This window comes from Streptomyces sp. NPDC001904 (genome assembly GCF_040297005.1).
Lineage (GTDB): Bacteria > Actinomycetota > Actinomycetes > Streptomycetales > Streptomycetaceae > Streptomyces.
On the sequence record NZ_JBEOYI010000007.1, the window covers coordinates 356,207 to 370,665 of the forward strand.

Here is a 14,459-nt window from a genome sequence, read left to right on the forward strand (position 1 = left end):
ACAAAATCGTGGGCGATCGTCATCCGGCCGTGCTGTGATCGGCCACTATGGACGATCACTCCCCCGACACACTCGGCGAAGCCGGCCTGCTCGACAGGATGGAACGGAATCTGGCGGAGCACGCCTGTCACCTGCACCGGAACATGGCCGGTGCGACCGTCACGGAGGGGCGCGGGCTACTGGTCGCCGACAGCGGTCTTGACGACGACACCTTCAACATCGTCGCCGCGGCCCGCTTCACCGCCGCCGACGCCACGGCACGTATCGCCGAGACCACTGAGGCTCTGGCCCGCACCGGCCGCACCTTCTCCTGGTGGGTGGGGCCCGCCTCCACACCTCCCGATCTCAGCGACCGTCTGACCGCGGCCGGTCTGCCGGCGTCCGAGCACGAGACGGCCATGTGGGCCGAACTCGACTCCTCGCCGCCGACCCCCGACATCCCGGAGCTGGACATCCAGAGCGTGGCCACGCCCGACCAACTCGCCGACTACGCCCTGGTTCTCGCCGCGAACTGGGATCCACCCGCCGCCACCGTCCGCCGCTTCTTCGCCCAGGCCGCCCCGGAGGCGCCGGCCGCGCACTCTCCGGCCCAATATCTGGTCGGTTACGTGGACGGGCGCCCGGTCTGCTCCGCCGAAGTGTTCCACCACGCGGGAGTCGCCGGTATCTACAACATCTCCACCCTCGCCGCCGACCGCCGCCGGGGCTACGGAGGCGCCATCACGCTCGCGGCACTCCGCGCGGCCCGCGACCGCGATCACCGCATCGCCGTCCTCCAGGCGTCGGCCGACGGCGAGCCCGTCTACCGCCGCCTGGGGTTCCGCGCCTGCGGCCGGTTCACCGAACACGCCATCATCAACGCCTGAGCCCTGAGCACCTACGCTTCCGGTTTCTCTCCCGGTACGCGGATCAGCTCGAACCACACCGACTTGCCCACCCCGCAGTCGCGCACCTCCGCGCCCCACTCCCCCGCCAGCATCTCCACCAGCGCCAGCCCCCGCCCCGACTCCTCCTCCGGGGACGCCGAGCGCGGGGTCGGCAGTACGTCGCTCGCGTCCGTCACCGTTACCCGGAGGGTGTTCTCCGTCAGCGTCGCCCGCGCCCTGATCTCCCGGCCCACCGGGACCTTCGCGTGGCGGTACGCGTTCGTCATCAGCTCGCTGAGCAGCAGTTCCGCCGTGTCCGTGACATCTGTGGGCAGCGCCCAGCGCGCCGCCGTCTCCCGGAAGAGCAGGCGCGCTCTGCGCACACTCCGCGCGTCACGCGGCAGGCGCCACTCGATGTCCTGGGGGAGTTGCGTCGGCGGTGTGGTCTGCATGCGTTCACCGTCCCGGTCCGCGCGTACGCTCGGGAGTAACGGCGCATGTACTTCGGGTAGTTGTACCTGTCGTGGCCCCTGAGGGAAGTGGTGCGTGCCGATGTCAGCCGAGACGAATCTCGCGTGGCGCTACTGCGGTAGTCAGATCAAGTTGTGGCGCACCGAGGCGGGCGTCGACCGCGAGATACTGGCCAAGGAGGCCGGGTACGGCTGCGAGTACGTCAAGTCCATGGAGAACGGGCGGCGGAAGCCCACCATCCGGCTGCTCCAGATCGCCGATCAGATGTGCAACGCGGGTGGCAAACTCATCGCCGCCCAAGAGTTCCTGAAGCCTGAGCCGCATCCGCAGCGATCGCAGGAGTACATGGCGTTGGAGAAGGACGCCATCGCCATCAGCTCGTACCAGCCCCTGCTCGTACCCGGGTTGCTTCAGACGGCTGAGTACGCGCATGCGCTGATCAGCGAAAGTTACCCGCCGCTCGACGACGAAACCGTCGCGGAACGAGTCGCCTGGCGGCTCAAGCGTCAGGAAGCCCTTACGACGCGTACGGGCGTGATGTTCAGCTTCATCGTCTACGAAGCCGCGTTGCGGTCGGAGGCGGGCGCGCCCGAGGTGATGCAGAAGCAGCTTCTCCATCTGCTGGCCGTCACAGAAGCGCGCAACGTGAAGATCCAGGTACTGCGCTACGGGCAGGCGTACGGCGTCGCCCTCAACGGCCCCATCACACTCCTGGAGACAGCCGATCACGAACACTATGCGTACGTCGAAAGTCCGGAGACCAGCACCTTGTACGCCGACGCGGACAAGGTCAGTCAGCTCAGCCGGGCCCATGACATGATCCGCATGCACGCTCTCAACCCCAAGAGTTCGGCCGAGTTCATCAGAGAGGTGGCGCAGCAGCTTTGAACGCCAGCCTGACATGGTTCAAGTCCAGCTACAGCGACAGCCAGGGCGGCGAATGCCTCGAAGCCGCCACCTGCTCCACCCGCATTCACCTCCGCGACTCGAAGCTCGGGCCCCAGAGCCCCACCTTCAGCGCCTCCGCGCCCGCCTGGAACGCCTTCCTGGCGCACGCTCGTACCGCCTGAGCTTCGAGCCCCGATACCCGAGCGCTGCCTGTAAGGAATGGGTGGTCGGGTCTCAACCCACCCTCCCACCCGCCCTGTTGGCCAAGGAGCGTCACTTTCCGCGTTCAGGTTGCGACACAACGTCGCCACCCTCTAGCGTTCGCGGCAACAAACAACCCCGGTCAGGTGCTACCAACACCTGCCGGGGTCTGACCGCAAGATCGAACTGGAAGCGATCCCGTGGCTACCGAAAACACTATCTCCGCGCTGCCCTCCCCCGCACACCCCCTGGCCAACCCCGGCTACGGAAAACGCGGCACCCCGGACCAAGGCCCCCTGCGCCGCGACTCCTTCGCGCATCTCCCGCTCCGGGCCCGTTACCTGGCCGGGTTCATCGACGCGCTCCCCGAGCAAGGCGCCATAGACGCGAAGACGCTCGCGAAGGCCCAGCCCCTCTACGGACAGGCGGCGGTGCGCAGCGCGCTGAACGAGCTGTCCGCCGCCGGGCACCTGCGCCGCGTACGGCGTCTCTCCGAACCCGGCGCCGAGAACGGCACGACCCGCTGGGTGTTCCACACGTACTGGTCCCGCGTCGCACGCGAGGACGACTGGTGGGCCCGGTTCCTCGACGGTGACGTACCGGAGCCCGAACACGACGAACCGGAACAGCCGAATCCCCGCTCCGTCGCCTACCGACGCCTCGCCCAACTCGGGCTCCGTGATCCCCGGTTGACGCTCTCGGCGGCTGACTGCGCCACGCTGGAAGCGGCCGCCGCCGAGTGGATCGCCCGCGAGCCCGACCCGCAGCTGTTCACCCAGGCCATGACCGGCGGCCTGCCCGCCACCGTCCACTCGCCCCGTGCCTTCGTCGCCGTCCGCCTCCGCGACAAGCTGCCGCCGCAGCGCGCGCGGGCCGCCCACGTGCCCGTACCGTCGACGCACCGCACGCTCGTGGAGTGCACGGACTGCGGGCGGCCGGGGCGGCCGGAGGCATTGCCGGGCGGGCTGTGCAGGCCGTGCCGGGGTGCCGGCTGACAGTCGGGGGCGCCGCTCCACCCAGCCGGTTTCACAGGCTGTACTTCTCGTGCGGGACACCGCGCTCCCACACCGTCTCGAAGGCGCTGGCCGCCAGTTGGATGACCGTCGGCTCGGTGCGGACCTCCCCCTTCGGCTCGCTCCGGTCGCCGGTCCCCGTGTAGTGGTTGAACAGGACCGCGGCCCGGTCGAAGAGCCAGAAGTCGTTGCCCGGCAGGGCGATGTCCGATGCCTGGCGTCGCGGGAGCCAGCGCACGTTCTCACCGGCCCGTACGTTGACGGAGGTCCCCGCGTGCTCGTACGCGATGTACGGAGTGACGGGCTCGGAGACGATGCGTGCCCGGCGCGTTCTGATGCCCCGGGCGGCGGCGCGGCCGATCAGTTCCACCCACGGTGCCCAGTACGCCGAGCGCGGGTCGGTGTCGCGTTCACCGGTCCGCTCCCAGCGCTCGAAGCCGTCCGGCTCGTCAGCGACCCCGTAGACGTCGCGCATCTGCAGATGGCACGCCGAGTACCGGGCGGCGGCGAGCAGCTCCTCGAAGCCGGGGGCGTCGCCGCTCCCGATGAATCCTGGTTCCATACCTGCCTCCGGAGTCGGACCGATCGCGCAGCCTTGCAGGACCATCGCCCTGACCGCGAGTCCGGTACAAGGCTTCCGGGCGCCTGTGGCCGGAAAGCACCGACATGAGCGGAGTGTGCCATGCCGCCGTACTGCCGGATCAGCCACCGAGGAGGGCTTGACCTCAAGTGGAGTTGAGGACGAACGATCGGGCCATGGACGAGATGACCCGTGCGGTGAGCAATCAGGACCACTTCGAGATCAGCACGCTTGTCAGCGCCTTCTTCCGGGCCCTGGACGAGCGGCGGTTCGACGACGGCTGGGCCGGAGCCTTCTTCACCGACGATCTGCGGACGACGACACCGGTCGGCGCGGCCGAGGGCGCCGCCGCGGTGCGTCAGGCCGAGGAGGCTGTCGGCCGGTTCGCCGCCACCCTGCACAGCTCCTCCGATGTCGTCGTCCGGGCAGCACCGGGCGGGCGCACCGCCACCGTCTCCTGGAACGCCCACATGACCCACGTGCACCTGGACTCCACCCTCCGGGCACGGGGCACGGGCAGCAATCCCCTGTTCACGGTGGGCGGGATCTACGAGGGGACGGTCCGACGCACCGACAGCGGGTGGCGCGTCAGCCACATGTCCGTGCGCGCCGTCTGGACCACGGGCGAGCCGCCGGTCCTGCCGGAGGAGACCGCCACCCGCGTCGCAGGGCTGAACGAGAACCAGCCGTCGGGCTGAGCGGCGGGGGACACACGAAGGCCCCCTGCCGGCCCGTACGGGCTGCCAGGGGGCCACATGTCGCGGGCCGGGCGGATTACTTGCCCAGCCACGCCTTCCACGTGGACCGGTGACCGTCCACCCACTTCTTCGCCGCCGCCTCCGGCGACAGCTTCTTGTCGGCGATCAGGAGAGAGACCTCGTTCTGGTCGTCCGTCGTCCAGTGGAACTTCTTCAGGAAGGCGGACGCCTCTCCGCCGGACTTGGCGAAGTCGGCGTTGAGGTACTTCTGGAGCGGGGTCGTCGGGTACGCGCAGGTGATCTTCTTCGGGTCGGCGTCGCAGCCCTCCTTGTACGCGGGCAGCTTCACCTCCGTCATCGGGACCTGCTGCGACAGCCACTGCGGGGTGTACCAGTACGTCAGGAACGGCTTCTTCTGCTTCGCGAACTGCTTGATCTGGGTGATCTGCGCGGCTTCCGAGCCGGAGAAGACGACCTGGTAGTCCAGCTTCAGGTTCTGGACGAGGGCCTTGTCGTTCGTGACGTACGACGGTGAGCCGTCGAGGAGTTGGCCCTTGCCGCCGCTCTCGGCGGTCTTGAGCTGATCCGCGTACTTGTCGAGGTTCTTCCAGCTCGTGATGTCCGGGTGCTGCTTCGCGAAGTACGTCGGGACGAACCAGCCGATGTGGCCGGTGACGCCGAGGCCGCCGCCCGCGACGATGGTCTTCTTGTCCTTGACGTAGCGGGCCTCCTGGTCGGGGTGGCCCCAGTCCTCCAGGATCGCGTCGACGCGGCCCTGGCTGAGGGCGTCCCAGGCGGGGACCTCGTCGACCTGGACGGTGTCGACGCGGTAGCCCAGTTCGTGCTCCAGCAGGTACTGGGCAACGGCCACGTTGGCCTGGGCGCCGACCCAGGACTGGACCGAGAGGGTCACCGTCTTGGCGCCCTTGGCGTTGGCGAACGGCGACGACTGCTTCGTCATGTCCGCCGCGCCGCAGCCGGTCAGGCCGGTCACGGCCAGGAGGGCTCCGGAGGCGGCGACCACGGCAGCGTGGCGATGAGTGCGCTTCATGAAGCTCACGCCCCCTTTCCTTCGTGCGTGCGGCGGCCCGTCGGCTGCGTCACCCGGTCCAGCATCAGGCCGAGGCAGACGATCGCGGCACCGGCGACCAGACCGGTGGCCAGGTCGCCCTGGGCGAGGCCGAACACGACGTCGTAGCCGAGCGCGCCACCGCCGACCAGGCCGCCGATGATGACGACGGCGAGGGTCAGGACGACGCCCTGGTTCACGGCGAGGAGCAAGGCGGGCCGGGCGAGCGGGAGTTGGACCTGGCGCAGCTGCTGGAGCGTGGTCGCGCCCATCGAGCGGGACGCCTCCAGCGCGGCCGGGTCGACCTGGCGCAGGCCCTGCGTGGTGATGCGGACGACGGCCGGAAGGGCGTAGACGACGGCCGCGGCGACGGCCGGGGCGCGGCCGACGCCGAACAGGGCGACGACCGGGATCAGGTACACGAACTGCGGCATCGTCTGGAAGACGTCCAGGACCGGGCGGAGCAGACGCTCGAAGCGGTTGCTGCGGGCCGCGGCGATGCCGACGGCGAAGCCGAGGACCAGGGTGACGGCGACGGCGGCGAGGACCTGGGAGAGCGTGTCGAGGGAGGCCTTCCACACGCCGAGGTAGCCGATCGCGGCCATCGCGAGGACGGCGGTCAGCGCGGTGCGCCAGGTGCCGATCAGCCAGGCCAGCGCGGCGACGATCAGCAGGACGGACCACCACGGGAGCCAGGTCAGGCCCGAGCGGACCGGGTCGAGGATCCAGGTGGTGAAGTGCGCGGCCCAGTCGGCGGTGCCGCCGACGTAGGGGACGCCGGTGTAGAGGTGGTCGGTCATCCAGTCGACGGCGTCGTTCACGGACGGCGCGATGTTGACGACCCAGGCGTCCGGCCAGTCGAGACGGTCGGCGAAACGGGCCACGAGGGCGACGACGACCGTGCCGGCCGCGACGACGCCCCACTTCCAGCGGGCCGGCGCCTCGTGCGAACCGAGCTTCTCGCCCGCCGCGCCGGTGACACGGTCGAGGACGACGGCGAGCAGCACGATCGGGATGCCCGCGGCGAGCGCGGCGCCGACGTCGACCGAGGCGAGCGCCTGGTAGACGCGGTCGCCGAGACCGGCGGCGCCGATGACGGAGGCGATGACGGCCATGGAGAGGGCCATCATGATCGTCTGGTTGAGGCCGAGGAGGAGTTCCTTGCGGGCCAGCGGCAGGCGCGCGGAGAGCAGGCGCTGGCGGGCCGTGGCGCCGAGCGAGGTGACGGCCTCCATGACACCGCCGTCGGCGGAGCGCAGGCCGAGCGCGGTCAGCCGGGCCATGGGCGGCGCCGCGTAGACGACGGTGGCGAGCACCGCGGCCGGGACGCCCATGCCGAAGATCAGCACGACCGGCAGGAGATAGGCGTACGCGGGCAGCACCTGCATGGTGTCGAGGACCGGGCGCAGGATGCGGTACATGCGCTCGCTGAGGCCCGCGGCGAGGCCGAGCAGGGCGCCGAGGACGACCGAGGCGAGTACGGCGACGACCATCAGCGCGAGCGTCTGCATGGTCGGGATCCACATGCCGAGGGCGCCGCAGGCCAGGAAGGCGACGACGGCGGACGCGGCGAGGCGCCAGCCGGCGACGCGCCAGGCGATCAGGCCGGCGGCGGCGGTGACGCCCGCCCAGCCGGCGGCGAGCAGCACGACGTAGACGGCGCGGATGGCGACGATGAGCGCGTTGCTGATGTGGCCGAGGAAGTACAGGAACAGCGGGGAGCTGTCACGGTTGTCGATGATCCAGTCGCTGGCCTTGCCGAGCGGTTCGGACACGTCGACGGTGAGGGCGTGCGGCCAGGCCGCCCCGGACCAGTGGGCGGTGGCGATCGGCACGAGGACGGCCGCGGCGACGGCGAGCAACAGGAGCTTGCCGAACTTGCGGTGACGTGACGTCAGGTTCTTGAGTACGCCCGTGCTGTCCTTCGACGGCGGCGCGGCGGAGACGGCGGCGGTCATCTATACCGCCTCCTCGCCCGTGGCGGGGGCGCCGCCCACGGCCGCGATCAGCCGCTCGTGGTCGACGATGCCCAGGCAGCGGCCCCGGTCCATGACCCGTACCGCGAAGCCGGTGCGCGCGACGGCCTCGATGGCCTCCGAGACCGTGGCGTCCGGCGCGACGGCCGCGCCGCGCTCGGCCTCGTCGTTGTCGGCGGGGCGCATGATCCGGCGCACGGTCATGACCTGCTCGCGCGGGACGTCGCGGACGAATTCCCGTACGTAGTCGTCGGCGGGCGCGCCCACGATCTCCTCGGGCGTGCCGAGCTGCACGATGCGGCCGTCGCGCATCAGGGCGATGCGGTCGCCCAGGCGCAGCGCCTCGGTCAGGTCGTGGGTGATGAAGACCATGGTGCGGCCCTCCTCGCGGTGCAGCCGCACGACCTCCTCCTGCATGTCGCGCCGGATCAGCGGGTCGAGCGCGCTGAACGGCTCGTCGAACAGCAGGACTTCGGGGTCGACGGCGAGCGCACGGGCCAGGCCGACGCGCTGCTGCTGGCCGCCGGAGAGCTGGCCGGGGCGGCGCGACTCCAGGCCCTCCAGGCCGACCTTCGCGACGACCTCGGCGGCTCTGGCGCGCCGCTCGGCACGGCCGACGCCCTGGATCTCCAGGCCGTAGGCGACGTTGTCGAGGACGGTGCGGTGCGGCAGCAGCCCGAAGTGCTGGAAGACCATGGCGGCGCGGCGCCTGCGCAGGGTGCGCAGCCGCGACTTGTCCATGGCGAGGACGTCCTCGCCGTCGATGGCCAGCTCGCCCGAGGTGGGTTCGATGAGCCGGGTCAGGCAGCGTACGAGCGTGGACTTGCCGGAGCCGGACAGGCCCATGACGACGAAGACCTCGCCGCGCTCGACGTCGAAGGAGACGTCGCGGACGGCGGCCGTGCAGCCGGTCCGCTCGCGCAGCCCGGCGGCGTCGAGATCCGCCAACTCCTGCTGCTGCGGCACGCGTTCGGCCTTCGGGCCGAAGACCTTCCACAGGTTGCGGACGGAGAAGACGGTCTCGGTCCCCGTCTCCGTACGTGCTTCAGTGGCTGTACTCATCACGCATCACCACCCATCATCTCGGCGCACTTCTCCCCGACCATGAGCACCCCGATCATCGGGTTCACCGCGGGCATCGTCGGGAAGACGGACGCGTCGGCGATACGGATGGACTGCAGCCCGCGGACCCTCAACTCGGGGTCGACCACCGCGAGTTCATCGTCAGCGGCCCCTATTCGGCAAGTGCCGGCGGGGTGGTAGACGGTGTGCGCGACCTTGCGGGCGTACTCGCTCAGCTCCTCGTCACCGGTGACGTCGGGGCCCGGGCACACCTCGCGCGTGAGCCAGCCGGCCAGCGGCTGCGTCTTCGCGATCTCGCGGGCGATGCGGATGCCGTCGACGAGGGTCCGCCCGTCGTAGTCGTCCTCGTCGGTGAAGTACCGGAAGTCGAGGGCGGGCTTGGCCTCGGGGTCCGCGCTGGTCAGGTACAGGCGGCCGCGGCTCTTGGGCTTGGGGATGTTCGGCGTCATGGACACCCCGTGCTCGGGCTTCTCGTAGCCGAGCCGCTCGGGGTTGTCCGTGAACGGGATCTGGTAGAAGTGGAACATCAGGTCCGGGCCGGCGGCCTCGGGGTCGCGCTGGACGAACAGGCCCGCGTCGCTGTCCATGGCGCTGTTGTCGGGGATCGGCCCGTCGGTCTCCCAGACGATGACCGACTCCGGGTGGTCGAGCAGGTTCTCGCCGACGCCGGGCAGGTCGTGCAGGACGGGGATGCCGAGCTTCTCCAGGTCGGCCTTCGGGCCGATGCCGGAGTGCAGCAGCAGGCGGGGGGTGTCGACGGCCCCGGCGCAGACGACGACCTCGCGCCGCGCCGAGACGAGCTTCTCCTCGCCGTCCGCGGTGCGGACGTGCACGCCACTGGCGCGCGTACCGTCGACGAACTCCAGCCGGTACGCCCACGTCTCCAGCATGAGCGTCAGGTTGGGGCGGTCACCGGCCTCCATGTGCGGGTGCAGGTACGCCACCGACGCGGACGAGCGCTTGTTGTTCTCGGGGTGGTAGGCGAGGTCGAAGAAGCCGACGCCGTCCTTGAAGGGGCCCTTGTTGAAGCCCTCGACGCGCGGCACGCCGGTCGCCGCCTGCGCGGCCTCGACGAAGTCGCGGGCGATGGCGTTCCGGTCCTGCTCGTCGACGGGGACGATGTTGTTGCGCAGCTTGCCGAAGTAGGGGTCCATCGCCCGGTGGTCCCAGCCCTCGGCGCCCGCGGCGGCCCACTCGTCCCAGTCGCCGGGCAGCGGCTTGAACGAGATGAGGGTGTTGTGCGACGAGCAGCCGCCGAGCACCTTGGCGCGGCTGTGCAGGATGTGCGAGTTGCCGCGCGGCTGCTCGGTGGTGGTGTAGCCGTAGTCGAGGTCGCCGCCGAGCAGGCCGAGCCAGCGGCGCAGCGTCAGTACGTCGTCGCGGCCGATGTCGCTGGGGCCGCCCTCGATGACGGCGACGGTGACGTTCGGGTCCTCGGTGAGGCGGGAGGCGATCACCGATCCGGCGGTGCCGCCGCCGACGATGACGTAGTCGTACGTGTGCTGGGGCTGTTCGGGGTTTTCCGGCATGCGTCAACTCCGTTGGGTTGCAAGGTACTGCGCGTGATGGTGGGGGGTTCGGTGGTGGGGCGGCCGCGGGCCGGTGGGGGCTGGTCGCGCAGTTCCCCGCGCCCCTGAAGGCAGGCGCTTCGCGCCGCCTTCCCCTGGGCGAGCGGAGCTCGCCTCAGGGGCGCGGGGAACTGCGCGAGAAGCCCCACCGGCCGGCACCCGACCGACGACCGGGAAAGCTCAGCCCGCGAACCAGCGCACCGGCCGCGGCGCCAGGTTCTGGTAGATGTGCTTGGTCTCGCGGTACTCGGCGAGCCCGGCGGGACCCAGCTCGCGGCCGACGCCGCTCTTGCCGAAGCCGCCCCACTCCGCCTGCGGCAGGTAGGGGTGGAAGTCGTTGATCCAGACGGTGCCGTGGCGCAGCCGCCCGGCGACCCGGCGGGCCCGCCCCGCGTCGGCGGTCCAGACGGCGCCCGCGAGCCCGTACTCGGTGTCGTTGGCGAGCGCGACGGCCTCGTCCTCGGTGCGGAACGTCTCGACGGTGAGGATCGGCCCGAAGGTCTCCTCGCGCACGACGCGCATCTCGCGGTGGCACTGGTCGAGAACGGTCGGCTCGTAGAAGTAGCCGCTCGCCGGGCGTACGTCGCCGGGCTCGGGGCGCTTGCCGCCGCACCGGGGCACGGCGCCCTCGGCGAGGGCGGAGGCGACGAAGGACTCGGTCTTGTCGCGCTGCTGCTCGCTGACGAGCGGCCCGCACTCGACGCCCTTCTCGGTGCCGCGGCCGAGGCGGATCCGCTCGGCGCGCCGGGCGAGTTCGGCGACGAAGCGCTCGCGCACCGACTCCTCGACGATGAGCCGGGACCCGGCGGAGCAGACCTGGCCGCTGTGGATGAACGCGGCGTTCAGCGCCTGGTCGACTGCGGTGTCGAAGCCGTCCTCGGTCTCGCAGGCGTCGGCGAAGACGACGTTGGGGTTCTTGCCGCCGAGTTCGAGCGCGACCTTCTTCACGGACGCGGCGGCGGCCTGGGCCACCTTCGTGCCGCTGACCAGGCCGCCGGTGAAGGAGACGAGGTCGACGTCGGGGTGGTCGGCGAGGCGCGCGCCGACGGTGGCGCCCGGCCCGGTGACCAGGTTCGCGACGCCGTCGGGGAGTCCGGCCTCGGCCAGCAGCTCGACGAGCACCACCGTGGTCAGCGGGGTGATCTCGCTCGGCTTGATCACGAAGGTGTTGCCCGCGGCGAGCGCCGGGGCGATCTTCCAACTGGCCTGGAGCAGCGGGTAGTTCCACGGCGTGATCATCGAGCAGACGCCGACGGGCTCGTGCACGACGACGCTGTGGATGTCGTCGGAGCCGGCGTCGACGACGCGTCCGGCACCCTCCCCGACGACGAGGTCGGCGAAGTAGCGGAAGGCGTCGGCGACGCAGTCGACGTCGACGCGGCCCTCCTCGACGGTCTTCCCGGCGTCCCGGCTCTCCAGGAGGCCGATCTTCTCCCGGTCCCGTACGAGGAGGTCGGCGACCCGGCGCAGCAGCGCGGCGCGCTCGGCGACGGGCGTGTGCGGCCAGGGGCCCTCGTCGAAGGCCAGGCGGGCCGCGGCGATCGCGGCGTCCGCGTCCTCGGCGCCGCCCTCGGCGATCACGGCGAACGGCGCGGCATCCGCTGGATCGATGATCTCGCGGCTCGCCCCGGAGGCGGCACCGCGCCACTCTCCGCCGACATGGATGGTCTGTTGTGCTGACACGTCCTGCTTCGCCTTCCGTTCATGAGCTGCCCCCGTGCACCGCGAACAGCCGGTCGGCTTGTTCAGGGGTGACGTCGATGGCCCCTGCCCGGGGGTGCGGAGAACATGCGTGAACGGTCGGCAGAAGTGCGCTGTGTCACGCGGCGCGGGTGGCGCCCCAGCCGCGCTCCAGGATGTCGAAGGCGATGTCGACGCCCTCGGGACTGTCGCCCACGCGGATCGCCTGGAGCGCGAAGGCCGCCAGCGCCTCGCTCGCCGGATCGCCCTCGGGCGCGCCGGTGTCCTCGGCGATGGCGCGGGCCAGCGCGGTGCGGTGCCGCAGCCACATCCGCTCGGCGTACTCGCGCAGCGCCCGGGTGCCGTCGACCAGTTCGCGAAAGCGCGCCGCGTCGGCGTCGGAGGGGTCCAACTCCTGGTAGCGGTGGGCGAGTTCGCGCAGCGACCGGAGGATCGTACGGCCCTCGGGGCGGTCCCGGACCGCCGCGACGAGGTCCTCCTCCTGCCCCTCGTCGAGGTCGAAGACGAGGGCCTCCTTGCCGGAGAAGTGCTTGAACAGGGTGGTCGTGGAGACGTCGGCGGCCTCGGCGATGTCGCGGATCCCGACGCTGTCGTACCCGTGCTCCAGGAAGAGCCGCAGCGCGGCGTCGGCGAGGGCCTGGCGGGTGGCGGCCTTCTTGCGTTCGCGGCGGCCCAGGGGTTCGACGGTCATGGTCGCAGTCTACCCCCCTTTGGTTGCTCCGTTCAAAAAGTTGATTCGTTGCACTTTTTTAACGAGTGTGCTTTTCTCGATGGCATGCCTGAATCCGTCTCCGTGCGCTGGGCCATGCTCGGCGTGATGCTCGCGATGCTCCTGTCGATGCTCGACAACAACATCGTCGGTACCTCGATGCCGACGATCGTCCGGGACCTCGGCGGTGCCGCCCACCTGTCGTGGGTCGTGATCGCCTACACCCTGACCACCGCCGTCTCGACCCCGGTCTGGGGCAAGCTCGGCGACCTCTACAGCCGCAAGCGCGTCTTCCTGATCTCGATCGGCGTCTTCCTCGCCGGCTCCGTGCTGTCGGGCGCCGCCCAGGACATGGGCCAGCTCATCGGCTTCCGGGTGGTGCAGGGGCTGGGCGCCGGCGGGCTCGGCGGGCTCGCGTTCGCCCTGATCGGGTCCCTCGTGCCGCCCCGCGAGCGCGGGCGCTACCAGGGGATGACCGCCGCCGTGATGGCGCTGGGCACCATCGGCGGGCCGCTCGTCGGCGGCCTGGTCACCGGGCACCTCGGCTGGCGCTGGGCCTTCTACCTCAATCTTCCGCTGGGGCTGATCGCCTTCGTCTGGTGCCTGCTGATGCTGCCCGCCGACCGCCCGGCCGACCGCGCCCGGGTCCGGATCGACTGGCCCGGCATCGCCCTGCTGACCCTGACCATCAGCGCCGTCGTGCTCGCCACGACCTGGGGCGGCGTGCAGTACGCGTGGGGGTCCTGGCAGGTCGTGGGGCTGATGGCGGTCGCGGTGGCGGCCGGCGCCGCGTTCGTTCTCGTCCAGCGCCGGGTGCCCGAGCCGGTGCTTCCGCCCCGGGTGTTCGCGCACCGCAATGTCGGGCTGGCCTCGGTGATGATGTTCGCCCTGGGTGTCGTGATGTTCGGCGCCTCGCTCTATCTGCCGCTGTTCCAGCAGACCGTGCAGCACACGTCCGTGACCAGCTCGGGGCTGCTGCTGCTGCCGCTGATGGCGCCGGTCGTGCTCGTCTCCCAGATCGGGGGGCGGGTGATGTCCCGTACCGGGCGCTACAAGATCTTTCCGGTGCTGGGCGGGGTGTTCCTCACCGTCGGCACGCTGCTGCTCGCCACCATGGACACGCACACCTCCCGCACGACGGCCTCGCTCTTCATGGCGGTCACCGGCATCGGCATGGGGTTCTTCACGCAGATGGTGCTGACCATCGCGCAGAACAGCGTGGAGCCGAAGGATCTCGGGGTCGCCTCGTCCAGCGGCAACCTGTTCCGCACGATCGGGGCGTCGGTGGGGCTGGCCGTGTTCGGCTCGCTGTTCAACAGTGCGACGGCGCGGGGTGGTTCGGCGGAGGCGGTGGTCTCGGCGACGCACCGGATCTTCCTCGTCTCGGCCGGGGTCGGACTGGTGGCCCTGATCGCCGCGCTGGCCGTCATCGAGGTCCCCCTCCGCCCCGGGCCTCCGGCCGCGACCCCTTCACCCAGGTCCCCGGTGACCACGTCTCGCGCAGTTCCCCGCGCCCCCCGGTAGTCCTCTTCGCGCGCCACCGTCGTGGCTGGTCGCGCAGTTCCCCGCGCCCCTGGAAGGCCTGCGGCCTCCAGGGGAGGCTGCGCGCAGCGCATGCCTCAGGGGCGCGGGGAAC

Annotated in this window: 14 protein-coding genes; 6 read left to right on the forward strand and 8 right to left on the reverse strand. The window is 70.9% G+C overall.

Annotated features, from left to right (window positions below; genetic code table 11):
• Window positions 1-98: 98 nt before the first annotated feature.
• Window positions 99-866, forward strand: coding sequence for a GNAT family N-acetyltransferase (locus ABT127_RS14960; RefSeq protein WP_351449116.1), 768 nt, complete (start codon window positions 99-101; stop codon window positions 864-866).
• A gap of 11 nt (window positions 867-877) precedes the next feature.
• Here ABT127_RS14960 and ABT127_RS14965 read toward each other — a convergent pair whose 3' ends face one another.
• Window positions 878-1,318, reverse strand: coding sequence for an ATP-binding protein (locus ABT127_RS14965; protein ID WP_351449031.1), 441 nt, complete (start codon window positions 1,316-1,318; stop codon window positions 878-880).
• A gap of 100 nt (window positions 1,319-1,418) precedes the next feature.
• Between ABT127_RS14965 and ABT127_RS14970 the strand changes: the two genes are divergently transcribed.
• The 3 genes from ABT127_RS14970 to ABT127_RS14980 all read left to right on the forward strand — a co-directional run bounded on the left by ABT127_RS14970 (window position 1,419) and on the right by ABT127_RS14980 (window position 3,421).
• Entirely contained in the window at window positions 1,419-2,225 is an 807-nt protein-coding gene (locus tag ABT127_RS14970) for a helix-turn-helix domain-containing protein (RefSeq protein WP_351449033.1), read from the forward strand.
• The gene (locus ABT127_RS14975; RefSeq protein ID WP_351449036.1) at window positions 2,222-2,407 is read left to right on the forward strand and encodes a DUF397 domain-containing protein; all 186 of its coding nucleotides are present in this window, start codon (window positions 2,222-2,224) and stop codon (window positions 2,405-2,407) included. The genes ABT127_RS14970 and ABT127_RS14975 overlap by 4 nt, the downstream gene beginning before the upstream one ends.
• Before the next feature lie 219 nt (window positions 2,408-2,626).
• On the forward strand, window positions 2,627-3,421 hold the full coding sequence (locus tag ABT127_RS14980; protein ID WP_351449039.1) for a hypothetical protein: 795 nt from the start codon (window positions 2,627-2,629) through the stop codon (window positions 3,419-3,421).
• A gap of 31 nt (window positions 3,422-3,452) precedes the next feature.
• Here ABT127_RS14980 and ABT127_RS14985 read toward each other — a convergent pair whose 3' ends face one another.
• Entirely contained in the window at window positions 3,453-4,001 is a 549-nt protein-coding gene (locus ABT127_RS14985) for a DUF6879 family protein (RefSeq protein WP_351449041.1), read from the reverse strand.
• Between the two features lie 194 nt (window positions 4,002-4,195).
• Between ABT127_RS14985 and ABT127_RS14990 the strand changes: the two genes are divergently transcribed.
• Complete coding sequence (locus ABT127_RS14990) at window positions 4,196-4,717, forward strand: nuclear transport factor 2 family protein (RefSeq protein ID WP_351449044.1); 522 nt, start codon at window positions 4,196-4,198, stop codon at window positions 4,715-4,717.
• Window positions 4,718-4,793: 76 nt separating this feature from the next.
• Here ABT127_RS14990 and ABT127_RS14995 read toward each other — a convergent pair whose 3' ends face one another.
• The 6 genes from ABT127_RS14995 to ABT127_RS15020 all read right to left on the reverse strand — a co-directional run bounded on the left by ABT127_RS14995 (window position 4,794) and on the right by ABT127_RS15020 (window position 12,805).
• Window positions 4,794-5,768 (reverse strand): ABC transporter substrate-binding protein, encoded by a 975-nt coding sequence (locus tag ABT127_RS14995; RefSeq protein ID WP_351449119.1) that lies wholly within the window; start codon window positions 5,766-5,768, stop codon window positions 4,794-4,796.
• Between the two features lie 5 nt (window positions 5,769-5,773).
• Complete coding sequence (locus ABT127_RS15000; protein ID WP_351449046.1) at window positions 5,774-7,744, reverse strand: ABC transporter permease; 1,971 nt, start codon at window positions 7,742-7,744, stop codon at window positions 5,774-5,776.
• Window positions 7,745-8,824 (reverse strand): quaternary amine ABC transporter ATP-binding protein, encoded by a 1,080-nt coding sequence (locus ABT127_RS15005; RefSeq protein ID WP_351449049.1) that lies wholly within the window; start codon window positions 8,822-8,824, stop codon window positions 7,745-7,747.
• Window positions 8,824-10,374 (reverse strand): GMC family oxidoreductase, encoded by a 1,551-nt coding sequence (locus ABT127_RS15010; RefSeq protein WP_351449052.1) that lies wholly within the window; start codon window positions 10,372-10,374, stop codon window positions 8,824-8,826. The genes ABT127_RS15005 and ABT127_RS15010 overlap by 1 nt, the downstream gene beginning before the upstream one ends.
• 219 nt (window positions 10,375-10,593) lie before the next feature.
• Window positions 10,594-12,096, reverse strand: coding sequence for an aldehyde dehydrogenase family protein (locus ABT127_RS15015; RefSeq protein WP_351449053.1), 1,503 nt, complete (start codon window positions 12,094-12,096; stop codon window positions 10,594-10,596).
• A 136-nt stretch (window positions 12,097-12,232) separates the two neighbouring features.
• Complete coding sequence (locus tag ABT127_RS15020; protein WP_351449055.1) at window positions 12,233-12,805, reverse strand: TetR/AcrR family transcriptional regulator; 573 nt, start codon at window positions 12,803-12,805, stop codon at window positions 12,233-12,235.
• Between the two features lie 84 nt (window positions 12,806-12,889).
• Between ABT127_RS15020 and ABT127_RS15025 the strand changes: the two genes are divergently transcribed.
• Window positions 12,890-14,347: an MDR family MFS transporter gene (locus ABT127_RS15025; RefSeq protein ID WP_351449057.1), complete on the forward strand. Its 1,458-nt coding sequence runs from the start codon at window positions 12,890-12,892 to the stop codon at window positions 14,345-14,347.
• Window positions 14,348-14,459: the final 112 nt, after the last annotated feature.

Excerpts from the sequence above, each read along its gene's own strand:
- ABT127_RS14960 (WP_351449116.1), top strand. The coding sequence starts at position 99 with ATGGAACGGAATCTGGCGGAGCACGCCTGTCACCTGCACCGGAACATG.
- ABT127_RS14965 (WP_351449031.1), bottom strand. The coding sequence starts at position 1,318 with ATGCAGACCACACCGCCGACGCAACTCCCCCAGGACATCGAGTGGCGC.
- ABT127_RS14970 (WP_351449033.1), top strand. The coding sequence starts at position 1,419 with ATGTCAGCCGAGACGAATCTCGCGTGGCGCTACTGCGGTAGTCAGATC.
- ABT127_RS14985 (WP_351449041.1), bottom strand. The coding sequence starts at position 4,001 with ATGGAACCAGGATTCATCGGGAGCGGCGACGCCCCCGGCTTCGAGGAG.
- ABT127_RS14990 (WP_351449044.1), top strand. The coding sequence starts at position 4,196 with ATGGACGAGATGACCCGTGCGGTGAGCAATCAGGACCACTTCGAGATC.
- ABT127_RS14995 (WP_351449119.1), bottom strand. The coding sequence starts at position 5,768 with ATGAAGCGCACTCATCGCCACGCTGCCGTGGTCGCCGCCTCCGGAGCC.
- ABT127_RS15000 (WP_351449046.1), bottom strand. The coding sequence starts at position 7,744 with ATGACCGCCGCCGTCTCCGCCGCGCCGCCGTCGAAGGACAGCACGGGC.
- ABT127_RS15005 (WP_351449049.1), bottom strand. The coding sequence starts at position 8,824 with ATGAGTACAGCCACTGAAGCACGTACGGAGACGGGGACCGAGACCGTC.
- ABT127_RS15010 (WP_351449052.1), bottom strand. The coding sequence starts at position 10,374 with ATGCCGGAAAACCCCGAACAGCCCCAGCACACGTACGACTACGTCATC.
- ABT127_RS15020 (WP_351449055.1), bottom strand. The coding sequence starts at position 12,805 with ATGACCGTCGAACCCCTGGGCCGCCGCGAACGCAAGAAGGCCGCCACC.
- ABT127_RS15025 (WP_351449057.1), top strand. The coding sequence starts at position 12,890 with ATGCCTGAATCCGTCTCCGTGCGCTGGGCCATGCTCGGCGTGATGCTC.